Below are 19967 nucleotides of genomic sequence, written 5' to 3'. Positions count from 1 at the left end.
ACAATTAGCCGAAATGGGCTAAGAAACCCTTTCGGCGTGCGGGTGCGGCTGAGACGTCCGCCGGCCGCGATTCGGGACTGGTGAACGCTCAGCGCTCAAGCGCGGCAAAATAAGCCTTTTCGATGCTTGCTGCCATCACATCGGCACCGAAACGAGCCCGAAGCGCCTCCGGCGTGGGCATGCGCGCCCTGTAGGCGGCGAAGTCGCCGAGCGCATCGGCCATCCTGGCGGCGATCTCTCCAGAATCCGGGCGCACGAGCGCCGCCTGGTCAGGGTCGAAAATCTCCGGAATGCCGCCCACCGCGGTCGCGATCATCGGCTTGCCGGCGGCGAGCGCCTCCAGCACGATGTAAGGCATGGCCTCGGCGCGCGAGGGGACGACCACGATCTCGGCCAGCGTGAAGGCTTCGCGCGCCGGCATGGGCTTGAGGAAGACCGTATGTTGCGAAAGGGCCAGGCTTTTCACCTGTGCCTCGTAGCGCGGCCTGTCGTCGCCGTCGCCGACCAGCACGGCGGTCACCGGGCGCCCGAGCCGGCGGCTCGCCTCGGCGAGGGCGTCGATGAAGAGGTCGGGTCCCTTCAGATCGCGCATCATGCCGATATAGAGGAAGTCGGCGGCGCCGGGCGGGACGGAAACGGGTTCGAATTCGGTGGCGCGAAGCCCGTTGTGCACCAGGCTGTTCGGGGCGCTGGGCTCGCCGATCTTGCGGCGGAAGACCGCGCGCTCATATTCGGAGACGAAGAGCAGGTGGTCGGTGAAGCGTTCCATCGCCCGCTCCAGCGCGAAGAAGAACTTCCCCGTCGCGGTCGTTTCGTCATAGTGCAGGCTTCCGCCATGCGCTGAATAGAGGCGGGCTACGCGAGACCTTGAAACCCGCAACAGTGAGCCGAAGACGCGGGCATAGACGCCACCCTTGGCGCCGTGCCCGTGCAGGACGTCCGGCTGCAATTCCTTGATGATCTTCAATGTCCGCCAGGCGGACGTGACATCTCCGAGGCCGATATGCCGCTGCATGGGAGTGCGGCTCACCCCCAGCGCCAGCATGGGCCTTATGCCGTCGAACAGCTTCTCCTCGAAGGCGCCGCCGGTGGTCGAATCGCATACGATGCCGACAGCATGGCCGGCAGCCACCTGCGCCTCGACGAGGTCGCGCACATGGCGGAATATTCCACCGACAGGCGACCGGAAGCAGTGGACGATGCGGAGCTTTCTCGTCGTCACGGGCATCGGGCCGGTTCGATCTCAGAACAGCCTTTCGCGCACATAGACGGTGTCGCCCGGCATCAACGGGTCGGAGGTGACGACGCGTCCGGTCATGACCTTGCCGTTGATGGCGCGGGTGATGTCGACATTGGCCTGATTGGCGCGCGGCGAGAAGCCGCCGGCAATGGCGATGGCCGAATATACGGTCATCCCCGGCACGTAGGAGTACTGGCCGGCGGCTCCGACCTCGCCCATGACGAAGATCGGCCTGTAGCGATCGATCTCGACCGAGACGTCGGGGTCGCGCAAGTAGCCCTGGCGCAGCTTGGCGGCGATCTGTCCTTCAATCTGCTTGGCCGAGTGGCCGCGCGCGGCAATGGAGCCCACCAGCGGGAAGGAGATGTAGCCGGACTGATCGACGCTGTAGGTGTTGGTAAGGTCCGCCTGCTCGAAGACCGTGACGCGGACGCGATCGCCCGCGCCGAGCAGATAGGGTTTGTCGAGCGCCTCGTGGAACGCCTCCGGCGCCGGACGGTAACCGGCACAGCCGGCGAGAATCGCCGCCGCAAGCATCGCGTGGAGCAGGGGGAGCGATCGTTTCATGGGCGGCGCAAACCTCTGTCGAGGGGCGGGAAGCCCCCGGCACTTCGTAGTAGGCTCGTTATCACTCTGTTAGGGTTAATGCCCGGTAAAAGCTTCGGGCGGCGACGTGTAGTCGAGAAGCCGACTGCAACCGCGGCTGGCGCGATCGGCGCGGGTTAACGGCTGGGTTACCATGGTTGTTTACCATGTGACCGGTTCTTGTGTGGAGTGGATGCATGACCGGCATTCAAACGGCAATCAATGATGTCGACGTCGATCTGGGCAGGCTGTTTGCCAGCCTCGTCCGGGAATGGCGCCGCATCGCCGTCGTGTCGCTGATCGTCACGGGCCTTGCCTTCGTGCTCGCCTGGATGGCGACGCCGCATTACCGGGCCGAGACGCGGATCCTCATCGAGACGCGCGAATCCGTCTTCACGCGCCCGGCCGTCGAGGGCGGGGAGAACAACACCAACCCTGTCCTGGACGAGGAAGGGGTGACCAGCCAGGTCGAGGTCATCGGCTCGACCGACATATTGATGCAGGTGGCGCAGAAGCTCGAACTGGCAAAGCGGCCCGAGTTCGACCCGGCGGCCAACATGTCGCTGGTCGGGCGCCTGCTGGTGTTGACCGGGCTGCGCACCGACCCCGGCGAGATTCCGGCGAAAGAGCGCGTGCTGAAGGCCATGCGCGAGAAGCTCTATGTCTACCGTGTCGAGCGCTCGCGCGTCATCGTCATCGAATTCTCCTCCGAGGACCCGAAGCTCGCGGCCGCAGTGCCGAATGCGATCGCCGACGCCTACATCGCTGTCAGCCGCGACGCCAAGCTTCAATCGAACTCCGATGCCACCGAGTGGCTCGAGCCGGAGATCGCCGACCTCACCAAGCGCGTAAAGGAAGCCGAAGCCAAGGTGGCGAACTTCCGCTCGCAGTCGGACCTTCTCATCGGGCAGAACAATTCCGTGCTGGCCACGCAGCAGCTTTCCGAACTCGCGACCGAACTGTCGCGCGTGCGGGCGAACCGGGCGGCCGCCGAGGCCAACGCGCAGGGCGTTCGCGCGGCGCTGCAGAACGGCGGCTCGCTCGATTCCCTGCCCGAAGTGCTGTCGTCGGGGCTGATCCAGCGTTTGCGCGAGCGCCAGGTCCAGTTGAAGGCCGATATCGCCGACCTGTCGACGACGCTGCTCGACAACCACCCGCGCATCCGTGCGTTGAATTCGCAGCTCGCCGACCTCGATCGCCAGATCCGCAACGAAGCGGAGAAGATCCTGAAGGGCCTGCAGACCGAAGCCAAGACCGCGCAATTGCGCGAACAGCAACTCACCGGCGACCTGAACTCGCTCAAGGCCGCCTCCGCCCGCGCCGGCGACCAGGAGGTGGAACTGCGGGCGCTGGAACGGGAGGCGGCGGCGCAACGCCAGTTGCTCGAATCCTATCTCGCGCGCTACCGCGAGGCCTCGTCGCGCACGGATCGCAGCTACCTGCCGGTCGACGCGCGCGTCTTCTCCCGGGCGATCGTTCCATCCGAACCCTATTTCCCGAAGATCCTGCCGATCGTCGGCGCCGCTTTCGTCGGCTCGCTGCTGATCACGGCGATCGTGACCTTGCTGCAGGAACTGTTCAGCGGCCGCGCGATGCGCCCGGCGCCCGGCGCGGTGGTCGAGCCGGTGGGGCAGGTGGAGATGCCGTCCTCGGCCGAACCTCCCGTTCCGGAACCAGACGTCGTGGTCGCGGAGCCTCGTGCCGAGCCGTCCGCACCCGCCACCCCGAAACCCAAGCCGTCTCCGGAACTGCATCCGAGCCTGCTGGCAGAACTGCCGCCGCAGCCTCCTCCGACGCTCGGCGAGGTCTCGATCGAGCGGGCCGCCGAAAAGCTTATCGCGGGCGGCGCGACGCGTGCGATCTTCGTCTCGCCGGAGGGCGACGAGGCGGCCGCGACGGCCGTACTGGTGGCGCGCGAGGTTGCCGATGCCGGGCTGCGGGTGCTCCTGCTCGACCTTACCGCATCCGGCGCGGCCTCGCGTCCGATGCTCGAAAGCGGCGCCTATCGCGGGATCACCAATCTTCTGGCATCCGAGGCCCAGTTCACCGATGTCATCCATGCCGATCTCTATTCGGACTGCCATGTCATCCCGCCGGGCACGGCCGACCCGGCGCGCGCCATGCGTGCCGCCGACCGCCTGCCGATCATCATGAATTCGCTGACCACGGCCTATGACGTGGTGGTGGTCGAATGCGGCCCCGCCGACGCCGAGGAGATCCGGCGCCTCGTCTCATCCGCGACCGAAGTGATGGTGAGCGTGATCGAGCCCGCCGACAAGGCCGTGGCCGAAGCGGCGGCGGAACTCGAGGCGGTCGGCTACGGCAAGCCCACCCTGGTCACGCCCCTGGGCTACAAGCCGCCTTCCGCGCCCGTGCCGGGCCGATCGGCCGCGTGATGTGTTGGTGAATGGTGGAGTGGTGAATGGTAGATCAGTTTAGTGAAGTTCACCAATCGAATGAGACACGGTAAAACAAGTATCGGGGTGAATTCAAGAGTTGCGCGGTTCGATCTACTGAGATATTTCCATTCACCATTCACCATTCTGGAGTGCACCCCTTGATTGAGACACGCTAATCAAGTGACAGGGCCTCTGAGGAGGTGCCATGCCACAACAACCGAAGCGAGTCTTTTCCGTTGCCTTCAAGGAAGCAGCCCTGCGCCGGCTGGACGCGGGTGAGTCGCTCGCCGCCGTTGCGCGTGAGCTGCAGATCGTGCGCAAGCTGCTGTATGACTGGCGGGCTGCCTATCGGGCGCACGGCGCTGCCGGGCTGGAGAACCGCAGGCCCGGACGCAAGCCCGGCCGGCTCAAGGTTCGCGATGCCATGGCGGTGAAGCCGCCGCCGGAACTGCCCGGCGATCTGGCGCAAGCCCACGCCCGGATCGCCGAGCTCGAGCGCAAGATCGGGCGCCAGCAGATGGAGCTCGATTTTTTTCGCAGAGCCTTGCATCTGGTGAGCGGGACGGCGGCGCAGGCCGCCACCGCCCCCACATCTACGCGGCCATCGAGGAAATGACCGCACAGATGCAAGGCAGCCTCGATGTCCGGCGGCTGTGTGCCCTCGCCGGTGTCTCACGGGCAGGCTTCTACCGGTATCGGCAAGAGCAGGCACCGGCTCGCGCCGACGCGGAACTGCGCGACATGATCCAGAAACTCAGCCTCAAACACCGCCACTACGGCTATCGGCGCATCGCAGCCCAATTGCACCGCGACGGCGTGCCGGTGAATGCCAAACGTGTGTTGCGGCTCATGCGCGAGGACAATCTCCTGTGCATGCGCACCAGGCCCTACGTGCCGCGCACCACCGACAGCCGGCATGGCTACCGCATCCTGCCCAATCTGGTGCGCGGGCTCGTGCCTCCGGCATCGATCAGATCTGGGTCGCCGACATCACTTATGTCCGCCTGGTCGAGGCCTTCGTCTATCTCGCCGTCATCCTCGATGCCTTCTCGCGCAGGGTGATCGGCTGGGCTCTCGACGATCACCTCGAAGCCCGCCTGGCGCTGCATGCCCTCGACATGGCCATCGCCGCACGCAAACCGCAGGCCGGGAGCCTCATCCATCACTCCGACCGGGGCGTCCAGTATGCCTGCAGCGATTATGCCAACCGCCTCGACAGCCAGGGCATCCGCATCAGCATGAGCGGCGTCGCCAACCCGTACGACAATGCCAAGGCCGAGAGCTTCATGAAGACACTCAAGGCCGAGGAGGTCAACGGCAAAAGCTACACCACACTCGACCACGCCCGCCGCGACATAGCCATCTTCCTGGAAACCACATACAATCGCGAACGGCTACATTCGGCCATCGGATATCAGCCACCAGTTGAATTCGAAGCCGGCTTGAACCAACCCCAAACCCCATAACCGATCAACCAATGCACCCCTGTCACTTGATTTCCATGTCTCACTTGAGGGGTGCACTCCAATTCACCATTCACCATTCACCATTCACCATTCACTTCCCGTCCAGCCTTGCGTCGGCGCAGCGCCTTGGCCAGTCGCCAGAGGTAACGATTGCCCTTGACGATCGCCTTGAGGCGGTTCTTCGCGTGGGTGGCGAGTGCGAGCAGCGTTCCCCTGGCGCTGAGCGGTACGATGACGTCGTGATGGACGATCTCCGTGTCGCACCACAGCCGTTTGTAGGGCTCGTCGCCGACACTGAAATCGTAGACCTCCAGCCCCTCGGCGCAAGCCACGGCGATGTTGTTGAAGAAGAGGAAATCGCCGGGGCTGTGGATTGCGAGCTCGTCGTCGATTATCGCCCCGAATTCGCAGATCAAGCGGCTGCCGCAGCGGCTCGCGCCGGTTACGGCGCGGAGCTTGCCGCCGACCTCGAGTCCGTCGAGCTGAAAGACCGGCGGATCTGTGGCGAGGGATTCCGAGAAGAGGCGGCCGAAGAAGCCGCGGATCTCGGCATCGGCGAAGACGTCGCCGACGCCCATCTTGCGGAACTGCTCCCGCTTCATCGAAAAAAAGGCGTCGAGCAGCCTTGCCGCCTCCATCTGGCTCGAAGCCCTGATGAATCGGTAACCGCCGGCGGCTGCGAGCTTGCGCGCCTGGGCCCGGTTCCTCTTGCGCTTCCGCCTGCTGCCGGCACGATCGAGCACGGCGTCGAAGCCGCCGGTCAAGCCGACGGCCAGCGCCAGATTGGGGCTCGGCCGGTTTTGCAGCGCCAGGAGCGGGTTGGGCTGCCCCCCGATCTCGCCGGCCATGCGCTCCAGCGAAAGCAGATCGATGTCGGGCCTCGCCTGGCCGATTGCCGCGACCAGTCGCCGAAGCACTGCGAGCGGCAAGCGACCGCTCGAGGCCGCAAACGGGCAAAAATTGCCATTGGCGTGGTGACCGCCCATGAAACGGGCGAGGCGGAACGGACCGGACGCGACGACTTCAGCCGCCAGCGCAAGAACCGGCGCGCCGGATTGCGATACCACGGCGACGAAAAAGTCCGGCCGCGTTTCGGCGATCCACGCGCGGATCCATTGGGGGCTCTGGGAGGGAGAATGGACGGTAGCCTCGCAGAGTGCTTCATAGGCTGCGATGGCTTCCGCCCCGCCGGGATGGATGACGATCACGGCTTCGCCGGAGGCCAATGCGGCATCCGGCACGCCGACCTCGATCGAATGGCCCTCGAACGACGCCGCAGCGTCAACCATACTTCAATCCTTGGGTCCTTATCATCGGCGCGGATTGCATGGCCCTGCAGCCATGCATCCCCGAGCTTAGTCGCCAAAGGTGAATGAATGATCGACAGGGCGGAGACGCTGCGCAAGCTGGCACTCAATACGGCCAGGCTCACTGGCATCGCGCCCCTCCTGCGCCCATGGACGGCAGGCGTCGGCGTGATCCTGATGCTGCATCGCGTAACGGCGGCGCCGGGCAAACCGCTTGCCATCAACGACCATCTGAGCATATCGCCGGCCTTTCTCGACGTGCTGATCGCCGACATGAAGCGGAGCGGCTATGTCTTCATCGGCCTGGACGAGGCCATCGATCGCCTGAAACGAGGCGGCCGTGGGCCGCGTTTCGCAACCGTCACGGCCGACGACGCCTATCGCGACAATCTGCTCGAGGCGCTGCCGATCCTCGAAAAACACGATACGCCCGTAACGATCTATGTCGCCCCCGGGCTGATCGACGGCACGGTCGATCTCTGGTGGGACCTGCTCGAGGATGTGGTCACCGCAAGGGAGCGGATCGAGATGAAGACGCCCCAGGGGCCGCTCGATCTCGAATGCTCCACCCGCGCGGGCAAGCGCGAGGCCAGCGCCCGGCTTCACGACTTCTTCACCCGCGAGGTGGCCGAGGAGCATCAAAGCGAGGCCGTTCGCGCGCTCGCGGATTCTGCCGGTCTCGATTTCACCGCGCCGCGCCGCGAGACGTTGATGAACTGGGACGAGATAAGGGGCATGGCACGCCACCCGCTGGTTACTATCGGCGCCCACACCGTCCATCACTACAATCTGCGGAGGCTGAGCGAGGAAGCTGCGCTGCGGGAGATCGTCGATGCCGGGCGAGCCCTGGCGCTGCATCTCGGCGAAACACCGCGACATATGGCCTATCCCTATGGCTATGAAAGCGCGGTCGGGCCGCGCGAAGTGGCTCTCGCATGCGGGGCAGGATACGAGTCGGCGGTGACGACCCGCCACGGCGTGCTGCGGGCCGAGCATGCGGACCATCTGCACGCCTTGCCGCGTCTCTCCGTCAACGGCCGCTACCAGCGGCTCGCCCATATGCGCACCATGCTGACGGGCGTGACGACGCCGCTGGCCAATGGCGGGAAGCTGCTTGTCACAGTCTGAGCGGATTGCGGCCGGCTCAGCTCCTTGCCTTCGGCTCGGACACCATCCATTTGATGATGCCCATCGCCGGAAGGATCCACACCAGCCCTGACAGCAGGAAGAACAGGAAGTGGACGACAGGGCCGGATTCGGCGAGCTGCGCGACGGCGACCATGGTGGCGACCAGCGCATAGACGATGACGAGCGCCACCAGCAGCACGGTTCCGATGAGTTTCTTGAGGCGGACGGGCATGTTTCTTCCTTTGCCGATCTCGTAAGGGTTTCGCATCGCGGGCGCAACCGGAACCCAGGCAGGTTCCGCAAAAGTGTCCCACCGTTTTTCCGACGGGAACCCTGCGGCGGAAAAGCGCCCAGGCCGGTGACGTGCGGGCGAAGCCACGCAGAGCTGCCTGGGCGCGACGGCGTGTCGCGAAGCCCGCCCTTGCGGCGGCCGCGGCTATGGTCCACCAATCCGCTATCATGACCGCAGTCGTCACCACTCGCCCATCCGCCGAAACCCGCGACCGTCTGCTGCGCAACCGCCTCGAGGTGCGCTCTTGGCTCTATGTCGTGCTCGTCGCGCTGTTCGCGCTCGTCATTGTGGGAGGCGCCACGCGTATGACGGGTTCCGGGCTTTCCATAACCGAATGGAAGCCGATCCACGGCGTCATCCCGCCGCTCAACCAGGCGGAATGGCAGGAAGAGTTCGAGAAATATCAGCAGATCCCGCAATATGAGCAGATCAACAAGGGCATGACGCTCGACGAGTTCAAGGGGATCTTCTGGTGGGAATGGGCGCATCGCCTGCTTGCCCGCGGCGTCGGTTTCCTTGTCGCGATCCCGCTCGTCTTCTTCTGGCTGGCCGGCCGGCTGGAGAACGCGCTCAAGCCGCGTCTCGTCGGGCTGCTCGCGCTGGGCGGGCTGCAGGGCGCGATCGGCTGGTGGATGGTGGCATCGGGACTGGTCGAGCGCGTCAGCGTCAGCCAGTATCGCCTGGCGACGCATCTGACGCTGGCCTGCATCATCATCGTGGCGGTCGCCTATATCGCGCGTGGCCTTGCGACCTACACGCAGTCGCCGGCGGATCGCGGCGTCAGGCGTTTTGCCGGCGTCATGGTGCTCCTGGTCCTCGTGCAGATCTATCTCGGCGGGCTTGTCGCCGGGCTGCATGCCGGGCTGACCCACAACACCTGGCCGTTGATGGACGGGGCGATCGTCCCCGGCGACCTCTTCGTCATCGAGCCGGCGTGGCGCAACCTGTTCGAGAATCCGAAGACCGTGCAGTTCGTGCACAGGATGTTTGCCTACACAATTCTGGTCGCAGCAGTCTGGCACGCGATAGCGACGGCGCGGAGCTTCTCGGCGAGCACCCATGCCAGGCGGGCCTGGGTGCTCGTGCTGCTCGTGCTCGGCCAGGCGGCGATCGGCGTCGGCACTCTGCTGATGCAGGCCCACATGCATTGGGCGCTGCTTCACCAGGCTGCCGCCATGGCCGTGCTGATCTTCGCGACCGCCCATTGGCGCGGGACCAAGGGCGCCTATCCGCTGCCCTCGAAGGTGCCCTCCGGAGGCTGATCCTGGCTGCTTCCCGGATGGGCACCATCCTGTAAAATACTGGAAAAAAACAGGACGAGGCCAGTTTCGGCCCACAGGCCTTTCGGCATCGGGACAGGCCGGTTGAAGGGCAAACGCGAACGACCGCCCGAGAAAGCAGCCCGCCCGCCAGCGCGCAGGTCGCAAAACCTCGACAGTGAAAGAATGCGTCGAAAAATCACCGATCCCGGCGCCGGTGTCAACCGGAGGTCGAGGGGGGGGGACATCAAGAATTGATTACGCCCGGCGCTGCCCGGCGGGCGAACCCTACCGTCAGCGCCCCAGCATCAGTTCCATGTTCTGGACGGCCGCCCCGGAAGCGCCCTTGCCGAGATTGTCGTAGACGGCGAGCAGCAGCGCCTGGGCGCGCTTGTCGTTGGCGAAGACGTAAAGCTTCATCCGGTTCGTGTCGTTGTACTCTTCGGGATTGATCTCGGCCATGCGCTCGGCATCGCCAAGCGGCGCCACCTCGACGAAGCCGTTCTTCACACCGGCATAGTGGTCGGCGATCGCGGCATGCAGTTCCGCGCCTGACGGCACGCGCTCCAGCGTTCCGAGTTGCAGGGGCACGGCGGTGATCATGCCTTGCGCGAAATTCCCGACCGCCGGCTGCATCAGCGGATCGCGCGAGAGGCCGGCGTATTTCTTCAACTCGGGCACGTGCTTGTGCTGGAAGCCGAGACCGTATGGCAGGAACTCCGGCGCGTCCTCGCCCCTGGCGACATAATCTTCGACCATGCTGCGCCCGCCGCCCGAATAGCCCGATATGCCGTTCATGGTAACAGGGTAATCGGCCGGCAGCAGGCCGGCGGCAATCAGCGGCCGCAAGGTCGCGATCGGCCCCTGCGGCCAGCAGCCGGGGTTGGCGACGCGCTTGGCCGCGGCGATCTCGCTCGCCTGGGCCCGGTCCATCTCGGGGAAACCGTAGCTCCATCCTTCAGCGACGCGATGCGCCGTCGAGGCGTCGATGACGCGGGTGTTGTCGTTGGCGATCAGCGAGACGCTCTCTCGCGCCGCGTCATCCGGCAGGCACAGGATCGCGATATCGGCGGCATTGAGGAATTCGGCGCGCGCCGCCTGGTCCTTGCGGCGTTCCACCGGGATCGACAGAACCGTCAAGTCGTCGCGATCCGCCAGCCGGGTCCTGATCTGCAGGCCGGTCGTGCCATGTTCGCCATCGATGAAGATCTTCGGTTTCATCTCAATCATCCGTTGGGAGCCGTGGCGTCCAGATAGTCGAGCCGGGGCGCGGAATCAATTCCATAGCCCGGCCGGTCTCCGCCCGCGAGATCGATTCTCGCGGGCGCGCTCAGGCGCGCGCCTTCCGCTCGGCAAGCAGGCCGAGATAATACATCGCCACGGTCGAACCGGCGATCGCTGTGATGTCGGCGTGGTCGTAGGCGGGCGCCACCTCGACGATATCGGCGCCGACGATGTCGACCTTGGTGAGTTGACGCAGCACCGAAAGGATCTTGGCCGAGGACGGCCCCCCGGCGACCGGCGTTCCCGTGCCGGGCGCATAGGCGGGGTCGAGGCAGTCGATGTCGAAGGTGACGTAGGTCTTCCTGCCGTCGGTCCGCTCGGCGATGGCATAGGCGATGTCGGAGGCCCGCATCTCTTCGACGTCATGGCCGTAAAGGATCTTGATCCCGCAGTCCTCCGGCGCATGGGTGCGGATACCGATCTGAATCGAGCGGTCAGGATCGATGACGCCTTCGCGCACGGCGCGCGCCACGAATGAGCCATGGTCGATGCGCTTGCCGTCGTCAGGCCAGGTGTCCTGATGCGCGTCGAACTGGACCAGCGCCAGCGGGCCATGAATCGCCGCCTGGGCTTTCAGGATCGGCCAGGTGACGAAATGGTCGCCGCCGAGCGAAAGCAGGAAGGCGCCCGATTTCAGGAGCTTCGCGGCCTCGCGCTCGATCGTTCCGGGCGTCTTCTGATGGTTGCCGCTGTCGAGCAGGCAGTCGCCATAATCGACGACGGCCAACTGCTCGAACAGATCCATGCCGAACGGATATTGCGGGTCATTGTCGAAGATGGCCGATGCACGACGAATCGCCTGGGGGCCGAATCGGGCGCCCGAGCGATTGGTCACGGCGGCGTCGAAAGGAATGCCCCACACGATCGCATCCGCGCCTTTCACGTTCTTGGTAAAGCGGCGTCGCATGAAGGACAACGCGCCGGCATAGGTCGGGTCGTAGGCGCGTCCGGTGGACTTCGTCGCGGTGAAGGCGTGATCGATGGACGATGCGGGCATGCACAAATCCCTCTCATGATTTTCGAGGCCTCCCTTATTCGATATTCCCTCCGCAATTGCGACCCCCTTCGCGTGGCGCCGCGCCGCCTCCCGCTTCATGTGCCTGTCATGGGGCCGGGCTATTACGGCCATCGCACATCATCTGCCACGGAGCGATTCTCGTGAGCATGGTCAGGTCGGGCGCCGCGCTCGCCATCCTATTTGCCGCGCTGTCGTCGCCGGTATCGGCGCAGACCAGGGTCGACGCGATCAAGGAGCGGCTCGAACACGCCAACCAGTGGCGTGACCATGTGATGGTGGTTGCCCATCGCGGCGGCGGGCTGCAGGCCGGCAAGTCCCGTTTTCCCGAGAATTCGGCGGCGGCTGTCGAGGATGCGATCGCGCTCGGCGCGGAGATGATCGAGATCGACGTCCAGAAATCGAAGGACGGAGTCTACGTGGTGCTGCATGATAGCTGGCTCGACCGGACGACGACCTGCAAGGGCGAACTCGTCGAAAGGTCGATGACCGAACTGGCCTCCTGCCGGCTGGTCGTCGAGGGCACCGGCGTGGCGACCGCGGAAACCGTGCCGACGCTCGCCGATATGTTCGCCGTCACCAAGGACAGGATCCTCGTCAATATCGACAACAAGCTCGACCCGGGCGAACTGCCCGGGATCGTGGCGGTCGCGCGCGGCATGGGAATGGCCGACCAACTGGTCATCAAGCAGAATCTGTGGAACGCCGAGAAGGTCGCCGAGGCGCGGCGGATCGTCGAAGCTGCCGGGCCGGGTGTTACCTTCATGCCTATCATTGCCGACGACGCCGTGCGCGAGACCGCTTTCCTGGAGTCTGCCACGCGCGCGGTCTCGGCCAACGCCGTCGAACTCATCCACTGGCGCGAAGCGGGCCAGCCGATGACCGGCGACGGCGGACCGCTCTTCGGCGCCCGGGCGAGGGCGGTCGCCGCCCGCGGCGACTGGCACCTCTGGGTGAACACCTATGCGATCGTCAACAGGACCGGCGGCATGCTCTCCGGCGGGCGCGGGGACGAACTCGCCGTCGCCGCGGGTTTTCCCGAACAGAGCTACGGCTTCTGGGTCGACCGAGGCGCGACGATGATCCAGACCGACGAGCCGGCGGCCGCCATCGGCTGGCTGACGGAGAACGGCTACCGCCGGCCGTATGGTGGCGAAGAGGCTTCCGCGCGGCACGCATCTGCCGACGTCGCCGACGGAGAGCGCAATCAGTAGATATCAACCATCGGGCGCAGCGGCCCGAGTTGGTGTCTGTTCAGAAACGTCGCAGGAACCACAGGAAGCCGGCCACCGAACCGTCGAAGCCATCCACCTTGTCGTAGTTCGCTTCGGCGCGGATCTCGAAGTCCTGGACCGGCTCGTAGACCAGGGACAGGTCCGCGCTGTAGCCATCGAGGTCGGTGCCCTCCTCGCTGTACGCCTCATAAAAGTTGTTGAAATACTGGAAGCCGGTGGAGGCGCTGAATTTCGGCGTGAATTGGTGATTGTAGGCTGCCAGCACCGACCATTCCGCGTCACCGAAACCGCCGCTTATGCCGCTATAGGCGCTCTGCGTGCCGTAGGCATTGTCCGAATTGGCATACCAGCCCATGACGCGAATAGCGGATTCGGTGTTGGGAATATTGATCTGGGCGGCGAGCTGGGCGCCGAAACCGCCATCGTCATCCCCGCCGATTTCCGGGCTGCGGGCGCTGTCATAGCCGGCACGCGCCCAGACCGCACCCCAGCCCTGCTGATATCCGATGACGCCCACAAAGTCGGGAACGTAACCGTTGCCCTGAAGCGCGTCGTCTTCCACCGACAGTACGGCGAAAAAGCCCTGTTCGGCACCGAAATTGTACTGGACAAGATGCCGCTGCTGGTCGCCATACCAGAGGCCGCCATCGGAGAACGAACCGCCGTTGGTCACGCCATAGATCGTTTCGGCCCATGCCGATTCGGTATAGCCCATGCGCAGGCCGCCGAGCTGCAGCCAGGCCTGGTCGGCGCCGACGGGCCCGTCGGCGAAGGGATTGTCGTCCTCGGAGGCCTCGCCCCAATTCGCCTGAAACCTGATGAATGCCTGCAATGTGCCCCATTCAGTCTCGGAATGTGTCTCGAAATTGACGCGGGCGCGAGTCTGCTTGTTCCAGCCGCCGCCGGCGAAGCCCTGGTAGTTGGGCGTGTAGCCACCGATCACATTGCCGTCGGCGTCGAAGACCAGCCCGTCGTCATTGGTCGCACCGATCCGGTAGCGGATGTAGCCGGAGATCTTCAGGCAGGTCTCCGTCCCGGGGATATAGAAGAAGCCCGTCCCGAAGGTATCGCAGACACGGACATATTCAATCGGTTCGGGCTCCGGCACCACGACCGCATCCGCCGCGCGAGCGCCCGTACCAGCGGCGAGCGCAGCCGCAAAGCCGAAAGGAATGCACTTCGGCATCACCACTTCCCCCTCCATGAGCATTCGCTCTTCCTGCGAATGCGTCGGATATCACGGTGGTCATGGCCTCACTCCAAGTCCCCACGAGGCCGTTACCAAGGGTGATTCACCCTATCATCATAAGTGGAGTTTGGGGAGCCGCTTTTGCCGGTTCCGCGAGCAACCGGTGGACCCGCCGGCATACAAGAACTTGGCATGCCTCGGTTGCATCGTCGTCATCAGGTCGCCGATCCCCGGCTTGTAGGCGGGGCCGAGGCATCCTGCGCCAAGACGGAGGCGCTGGACAACAAAGAAGCCAAAACAGGCTGAATGGAAACGCGGCTTCAGGGCACTCTTCCCGCTGGCCCAGCGTGCTGCGTCGGCGCCTCCGCGCCTCGGACGCGGAGGATCCGGGTTCCTCTTGCCCCGCCGAAACCCCGGATTTCAGCGCGGGAGCTCTCAATGCCAGGTCATCCCCTGGAAATCGGACCGTATCAGTGTTCCTTTTTCGCCACGCACGATCGCGGCAATGTCCGCCAATGCTCCGATCGCGGCCGTCCGCCCGGTCGTCCGGGCGAAATGACATGCGGCGTCGACCTTCGGCCCCATCGAGCCCGCCGGGAATTTGTGAGCCGATATCGCTTCGGGGCTCGCTCGATGGATGGCCTTCGCCTCGGGCGTGCCCCAGCCGATGAAGACCGCGTCCGCATCGGTCGCCATGACGAAGAGGTCGGCCTCGAGTTCCCGCGCCAGCAGTTCGGAACACAGATCCTTGTCGATCACGGCTTCGACGCCGACCAGCTTGCGGTCCTTGCCCGGTTCGTACATGGTCGGAATGCCGCCGCCACCGGCGCAGATGACGACAGTGCCGTGGTCGAGCAGCCAGCGGATCGGGCGGATCTCGAAGATTCGCTTCGGCAGGGGCGAGGGCACGACCCGCCGCCATTTCGCTCCGTCGAGCTTGAACACCCAGCCCTTCTCCGCCTTGATGCGATCAGCTTCGGCCTGTTCATAGACGGGACCGACAAACTTGGTCGGATCCTTGAAGCCCGGGTCGTTGCCGTCGACTTCGACCATCGTCAGGAGCGTGGCGAAAGGCACCTCGAAAGGCAGCAGGTTGCCCAGTTCCTGCTCGATCATGTAGCCGATCATCCCTTCCGTCTCGGCCCCGAGGACATCGAGCGGATAGGCCTCGTCCGCCTTGTATGCGGCGCCCTGCAGAGCCAGAAGCCCGACCTGCGGGCCGTTGCCGTGACTGATCACCAACTGGTGTTCGGAGGCGATGGGCGCCATCGCCCGGGCGGCGGTTTCTATGTTGCGCCGCTGGACCTCGGCCGTCATCGGCTCGCCGCGCTTGAGCAGCGCATTGCCGCCGAGTGCGATCACGATGCGCATGGTTCAATCCCCCAAGGTGGCCACCAGGAGCGCCTTGATCGTGTGCATCCGGTTCTCGGCCTGTTCGAAGGCCACGTTGGCTTCCGATTCGAAGACGTCGTTGGTGACTTCGAGCCCGTTGCTCATCCCATGGTCCTGGGCGATCTGCTTGCCCACGGTCGTCTCGGTATCGTGGAAGGCCGGCAGGCAATGCATGAACTTGACCTGCGGATTTCCACTGGCCTTCATCAGTTCCGTATTCACCTGATAGGGCGTCAGCAGCTTGATGCGTTCGGCCCACACATCCTTGGGTTCGCCCATCGATACCCAGACGTCGGTGTGGATGAAGTCGACACCTTCCACGGCCTTCTGGACGTCGTCCGTTATCAACAATCTCGCTCCGGAACTCTCGGCCAGGCCGTTGGCGATGCCGACATAGTCCTCGGACGGCCAAAGCTGCTTGGGCCCGCAGATGCGCACATCCATGCCCATCAGGCAGCCGACGATCAACAGGGAATGCCCCATGTTCGAACGGGTGTCGCCGACATAGGCATATTTGATGTCGCTGATCGGCTTGTCGGCGTTCTCGCGCATGGTCATGACGTCGGCCAGCATCTGCGTCGGATGATATTCGTCGGTCAGGCCGTTGTAGACGGGCACTCCGGCATAGGCCGCCAGTTGCTCGACCGCCTTCTGGGCCGAGCCACGATACTCGATCGCATCATAGAGCCGGCCCAGCACCCGGGCCGTGTCCTTGAAGGATTCCTTGTGCCCGATCTGGGAACCGGCCGGGTCGAGATAGGTGACGTTGGCGCCCTGATCGTGGCAAGCGACCTCGAACGCGCAGCGTGTGCGCGTCGATGTCTTTTCGAAGATCAGGCAGATCTCCTTGCCCTTGAGATGCTGCTGCTCGGTACGGGCATATTTTGCGCGCTTGAGGTCGCGGGCGAGGTCGAGCAGGAAACGGAACTCGCGCGGCGTATAGTCCTGCACCGTCAGCAGCGAACGGTTGCGTAGATTGAAGCTCATCTTCCACTCCCTGATGTGATGGCTGATGTCAGTAGGCGGGGTCCCGCAGGATCGGACAGGTCATGCAGTGGCCGCCGCCGCGACCGCGTCCGAGTTCGGACCCGCGTATGGTGATGACCTCGACACCCGCCTTGCGCAGCAGCGTGTTGGTGTAGGTGTTCCTGTCATAGGCGACGACGACACCGGGCTCGATCGCGACGACGTTGTTGCCGTCGTCCCATTGCTCCCGTTCCGCCTGATAGACATTCCCTCCCGTCGCGACGGTTCTCAGCTTGCCGACGCCGAGAGCTTCGCCGACCACTTCCAGGATCGGCTTTTCGTCCCGGCGAACCTCGAAGGAGCCGCCATCGCCTGTGGGGTAGACGCTGTAGCAATGGATCTGGTCGACAACGTCCTGGAAGACGGTGACGAGATCGCGGTCGCAGAAGCTGAATACCGTATCGAGATGCATGGCCGCGCGGCTCTTCGGCATGAGACAGCCTATGATCCGCTTGGCCGCCTTGTTGCGGAACAATTGCTGCGCGACCTGGCCCACTGCCTGGTGTGTCGTGCGCTCGCCGAGACCGATCAGCACGATGCCGTTGCCGACCGGCATGACGTCCCCGCCTTCCATCGACGCGGCGGCAAACGGCTCGTCGGAATCGCCCCACCAGATCTTGAAATCCCCTGCGCTGAAGGAGGGATGGTGCTTGTAGACAGCGCGCTGCAAAAGGGTCTCGGGTTTTCTTGCCGGCCAGTACATCGGATTGCAGGTGACCCCGCCGTAAATCCAGCAGGACGGATCGCGCTGGAACAAGGTGTTGGGTATGGGTGGCAGGATGAACTCCGCCTCGCCGAAGGCTTCAGCCATCATCGTCTTGCTGAGGCCTTCGGGCAGGTCGGCGACGGTTATGCCGCCGATCATCAGGGGCGTGAGACGGCCGGCCTCCAACTCATCCAGCCAGGGACGCATGATCGCGGCGTTCTGCACACCGACGGAGTTTGCCGTGATCAGCCGGTCGAGAACGAAGCGCCGGCCTTCCGGCACCTGCAATGTCTCCTCCAGCAGGTCGTGCAGATCGAGCACCTCCACGCCGCGCTCCTGCATCTTCAACACGAAGTCGTAGTGGTCCTTCTGAGCCTCGTGCACCCAGATAACGTCGTCATAGAGCAAGGTATGGCAGTTGCCCGGCGTGAGCCGTTGGTGGGCGAGCGAGGGCCTGCACACCATCACCGTGCGTAACTTGCCGACCTCCGAATGCACGCCGAATTCACGCATTGTCTCCTCCATTGAGCTCGCTGACGGCGGCTATGCCGGGCCGCCGTCAAAAGGGGCTGATCCGGCCGGTCCACAACAGCCACGCAGCCAGCAACGCCAGAGCGACCAGCACGATCGCGAGGGCGTATTCGTATCCAGAGAAGGCCTGCTCCCCGCGTTCTGTCCTGGCCCTGGCGTAGACGAAGATGCCAGGGGCGAAGAGGATGGAGCACATGAGCAGGTACTCGAGCCCTGCCGCATAGACCAGCCAGATGCCGTAGAGGGTAGCCAGAGCACCGACCACCGTATCCCTGGTTCGCGATCGCTCGTCGTCGGCGTAGCCTTCGCCGCTCCTGGCCAGCTTGAGCGCATAGGCGCCCGACAGGACGTAGGGCGGAAGGATGGCGACGGAGGCGATGAAGTAGAAGAACTGATAGGCGCTCTTCGAGAACAGGCTGAGCACGAGGAATGCCTGGATCAGGATATTCGTGGCCCAGAGAGCATTGGCGGGCGAGCCATTCGCGTTCTCGCCGCCGAACCATCTGGGGAAGGTACCATCACGAGCACAGGTGTAGGGGATCTCGGCACAAAGCAGCGTCCAGGAAAGAAAAGCACCGCCGACAGAGACGATGAGGCCGAGGCTGATAAGGATGGCGCCCCATCTTCCGACCAGGGCCTCCAGCACGCCGGCCATGGAGGGCACTTTCTGGGCGGCCAGCTCCGGCTGGGTCATCACCCCGGTGGCCAGCAGCGAGACCAGCACATAGATGACGAGCGCGCCACAGAAGCCGATGACCGTCGCCCGGCCGACATCGGAGCGTCGCGCAGCGCGCGCCGAATAGACGCTCGCGCCTTCTATGCCGATGAAGACCCAGAGCGTGACCAGCATCGTGCTTTTGACCTGGGCGAGAATCGAGCCGAGCCCGCCGGTGCCGTCAGCGCCTCCCTGTCCCCAGAAGTCGAAGGAGATCTTGTCCCAGTTGAAACCGATGACCGCGAGCAGAACGAACGCCATCAGGGGAACCAGCTTGGCGATGGTGGTCACGACATTGACGAAGGCGGCCTGCTTGATGCCGCCCAGCACGAGCACATGCACCAGCCAAAGGCAGATCGAGGCGCCGAGGATCGAGGCGAGGTTGTTTCCGTCGCCGAAGACCGGAAAGAAATAGGAGAGGGCCGAGAAGATCGCGACGGCGTAGGCCACATTGCCGAGGAAGGCGCTCAGCCAATAGCCCCAGGCGCTGTTGAAGCCGATGAACGGACCAAAGCCCGCCTTCGCATAGGCATAGGGGCCCGCGTTCAACTCCGGCTTGCGAACGGCAAGGCGCTGATAGACGAAGGCCAGCATCAGCATGCCGGCACCGGTGATCAGCCAGCCGATGATGATCGCACCGGGCGAGGCCTGGCGCGACATGTCGGAAGGAAGGTTGAAAACCCCGCCTCCGATCATGGACCCGACGACGAGCGCGATCAGTGGGAGGAGCGTCAGCTTATGCGCGGTTTCGGATGTCGTCTGCGGCTGGTCGGTTGCGAATGTGGTCGACATTGGATGCCCTCCCTTTCACCGGACACACCTCCAACGGAGGCGTACTTGCGAGCCTGTTGTCATGATCCGGGTCGATAATGGTCGCAGGCGGAGCCCGGGGTATGCGACGCGGCTCTACCCTGGCGTCTGCATCGAAGGCGATTTGTGCTACCAGCCGGGACGACTTGCCCTCCCTCGCCATGGCCGCCGGCATCGCGAGTTTGCCCAGCGTGCAACCGGGAGCATTCAACGTATGCTGCATCTTTCCAAGTCGTTTGGGGTTATTCACTAGCCTTTACTTGTTCGCTGTGTGGTGTTCACGCGTCGACAAGAGATGTGAAGTCCTGCTATTTGCTGGCTAATTTCCGGCTGCGGGCGAAACGCCTCGATCCACGATGTCCGATCGCCATCAATCCTGATTGCAATC

General features: G+C 64.3%; 17 protein-coding genes and 1 pseudogene. 7 read left to right on the top strand and 11 right to left on the bottom strand.

Annotated elements, in window-relative coordinates:
* Positions 1-88 precede the first annotated feature (88 nt).
* Together JN280_RS28015 and JN280_RS28010 are read right to left on the bottom strand one after the other, a co-directional pair.
* A complete protein-coding gene (locus JN280_RS28015) occupies positions 89-1228 on the bottom strand; it encodes a glycosyltransferase (RefSeq protein WP_202307173.1) in 1140 nt (379 codons plus the stop codon).
* 15 nt (positions 1229-1243) lie between these two features.
* Positions 1244-1807: a polysaccharide biosynthesis/export family protein gene (locus JN280_RS28010; protein ID WP_202307172.1), complete on the bottom strand. Its 564-nt coding sequence runs from the start codon at positions 1805-1807 to the stop codon at positions 1244-1246.
* A gap of 215 nt (positions 1808-2022) precedes the next feature.
* Here JN280_RS28010 and JN280_RS28005 point away from each other — a divergent pair, with 215 nt between their 5' ends.
* The 4 genes and pseudogenes from JN280_RS28005 (at position 2023) to JN280_RS27995 (ending at position 5690) form a co-directional block, all read left to right on the top strand.
* The gene (locus JN280_RS28005) at positions 2023-4221 is read left to right on the top strand and encodes a GumC family protein (RefSeq protein ID WP_202307171.1); all 2199 of its coding nucleotides are present in this window, start codon (positions 2023-2025) and stop codon (positions 4219-4221) included.
* Between the two features lie 208 nt (positions 4222-4429).
* Complete coding sequence (locus JN280_RS28000; protein WP_202307170.1) at positions 4430-4840, top strand: helix-turn-helix domain-containing protein; 411 nt, start codon at positions 4430-4432, stop codon at positions 4838-4840.
* Positions 4837-5052 (top strand): annotated as a pseudogene (locus tag JN280_RS40375) (IS3 family transposase); the annotation flags it as partial. The gene JN280_RS28000 and the pseudogene JN280_RS40375, both read left to right, overlap by 4 nt.
* 41 nt (positions 5053-5093) lie before the next feature.
* A complete protein-coding gene (locus JN280_RS27995) occupies positions 5094-5690 on the top strand; it encodes an IS3 family transposase (protein WP_202307169.1) in 597 nt (198 codons plus the stop codon).
* Between the two features lie 77 nt (positions 5691-5767).
* Here the strand turns inward: JN280_RS27995 and JN280_RS27990 are convergent, their stop codons facing one another.
* The gene (locus JN280_RS27990; RefSeq protein ID WP_202307167.1) at positions 5768-6979 is read right to left on the bottom strand and encodes a GNAT family N-acetyltransferase; all 1212 of its coding nucleotides are present in this window, start codon (positions 6977-6979) and stop codon (positions 5768-5770) included.
* 87 nt (positions 6980-7066) lie between these two features.
* On the opposite strand from JN280_RS27990, the gene JN280_RS27985 reads away from it, so the two are divergent.
* On the top strand, positions 7067-8125 hold the full coding sequence (locus JN280_RS27985; RefSeq protein WP_202307165.1) for a polysaccharide deacetylase family protein: 1059 nt from the start codon (positions 7067-7069) through the stop codon (positions 8123-8125).
* Positions 8126-8141: 16 nt separating this feature from the next.
* Here JN280_RS27985 and JN280_RS27980 read toward each other — a convergent pair whose 3' ends face one another.
* Positions 8142-8357 (bottom strand): DUF2842 domain-containing protein, encoded by a 216-nt coding sequence (locus JN280_RS27980; RefSeq protein ID WP_202307164.1) that lies wholly within the window; start codon positions 8355-8357, stop codon positions 8142-8144.
* Positions 8358-8584: 227 nt separating this feature from the next.
* Here JN280_RS27980 and JN280_RS27975 point away from each other — a divergent pair, with 227 nt between their 5' ends.
* On the top strand, positions 8585-9679 hold the full coding sequence (locus JN280_RS27975) for a COX15/CtaA family protein (RefSeq protein ID WP_202307163.1): 1095 nt from the start codon (positions 8585-8587) through the stop codon (positions 9677-9679).
* 291 nt (positions 9680-9970) lie between these two features.
* Here JN280_RS27975 and argC read toward each other — a convergent pair whose 3' ends face one another.
* On the bottom strand, positions 9971-10897 hold the full coding sequence (gene argC / locus JN280_RS27970) for an N-acetyl-gamma-glutamyl-phosphate reductase (protein WP_202307162.1): 927 nt from the start codon (positions 10895-10897) through the stop codon (positions 9971-9973).
* Positions 10898-11006: 109 nt separating this feature from the next.
* Complete coding sequence (speB, locus tag JN280_RS27965) at positions 11007-11957, bottom strand: agmatinase (RefSeq protein WP_202307161.1); 951 nt, start codon at positions 11955-11957, stop codon at positions 11007-11009.
* Between the two features lie 167 nt (positions 11958-12124).
* Here speB and JN280_RS27960 point away from each other — a divergent pair, with 167 nt between their 5' ends.
* Entirely contained in the window at positions 12125-13189 is a 1065-nt protein-coding gene (locus tag JN280_RS27960) for a glycerophosphodiester phosphodiesterase family protein (RefSeq protein WP_202315078.1), read from the top strand.
* A gap of 40 nt (positions 13190-13229) precedes the next feature.
* Here JN280_RS27960 and JN280_RS27955 read toward each other — a convergent pair whose 3' ends face one another.
* The 5 genes from JN280_RS27955 to arcD form a co-directional block, all read right to left on the bottom strand.
* On the bottom strand, positions 13230-14420 hold the full coding sequence (locus JN280_RS27955) for a porin (protein WP_202307160.1): 1191 nt from the start codon (positions 14418-14420) through the stop codon (positions 13230-13232).
* A 414-nt stretch (positions 14421-14834) separates the two neighbouring features.
* Positions 14835-15770, bottom strand: a complete 936-nt coding sequence (gene arcC / locus JN280_RS27950) for a carbamate kinase (protein WP_202307159.1) — start codon at positions 15768-15770, stop codon at positions 14835-14837.
* A gap of 3 nt (positions 15771-15773) precedes the next feature.
* Complete coding sequence (locus tag JN280_RS27945; protein WP_202307158.1) at positions 15774-16778, bottom strand: ornithine carbamoyltransferase; 1005 nt, start codon at positions 16776-16778, stop codon at positions 15774-15776.
* A gap of 28 nt (positions 16779-16806) precedes the next feature.
* On the bottom strand, positions 16807-18036 hold the full coding sequence (gene arcA / locus JN280_RS27940) for an arginine deiminase (RefSeq protein WP_202307156.1): 1230 nt from the start codon (positions 18034-18036) through the stop codon (positions 16807-16809).
* Positions 18037-18082: 46 nt separating this feature from the next.
* On the bottom strand, positions 18083-19561 hold the full coding sequence (gene arcD, locus JN280_RS27935; RefSeq protein WP_202307154.1) for an arginine-ornithine antiporter: 1479 nt from the start codon (positions 19559-19561) through the stop codon (positions 18083-18085).
* Between the last annotated feature and the right edge of the window lie 406 nt (positions 19562-19967).

This window comes from Mesorhizobium sp. L-8-10, from assembly GCF_016756635.1.
Classification (GTDB): domain Bacteria; phylum Pseudomonadota; class Alphaproteobacteria; order Rhizobiales; family Rhizobiaceae.
Note: the sequence above shows the minus strand (reverse complement) of the source record. Positions and strands in the feature narration are given on the sequence as shown.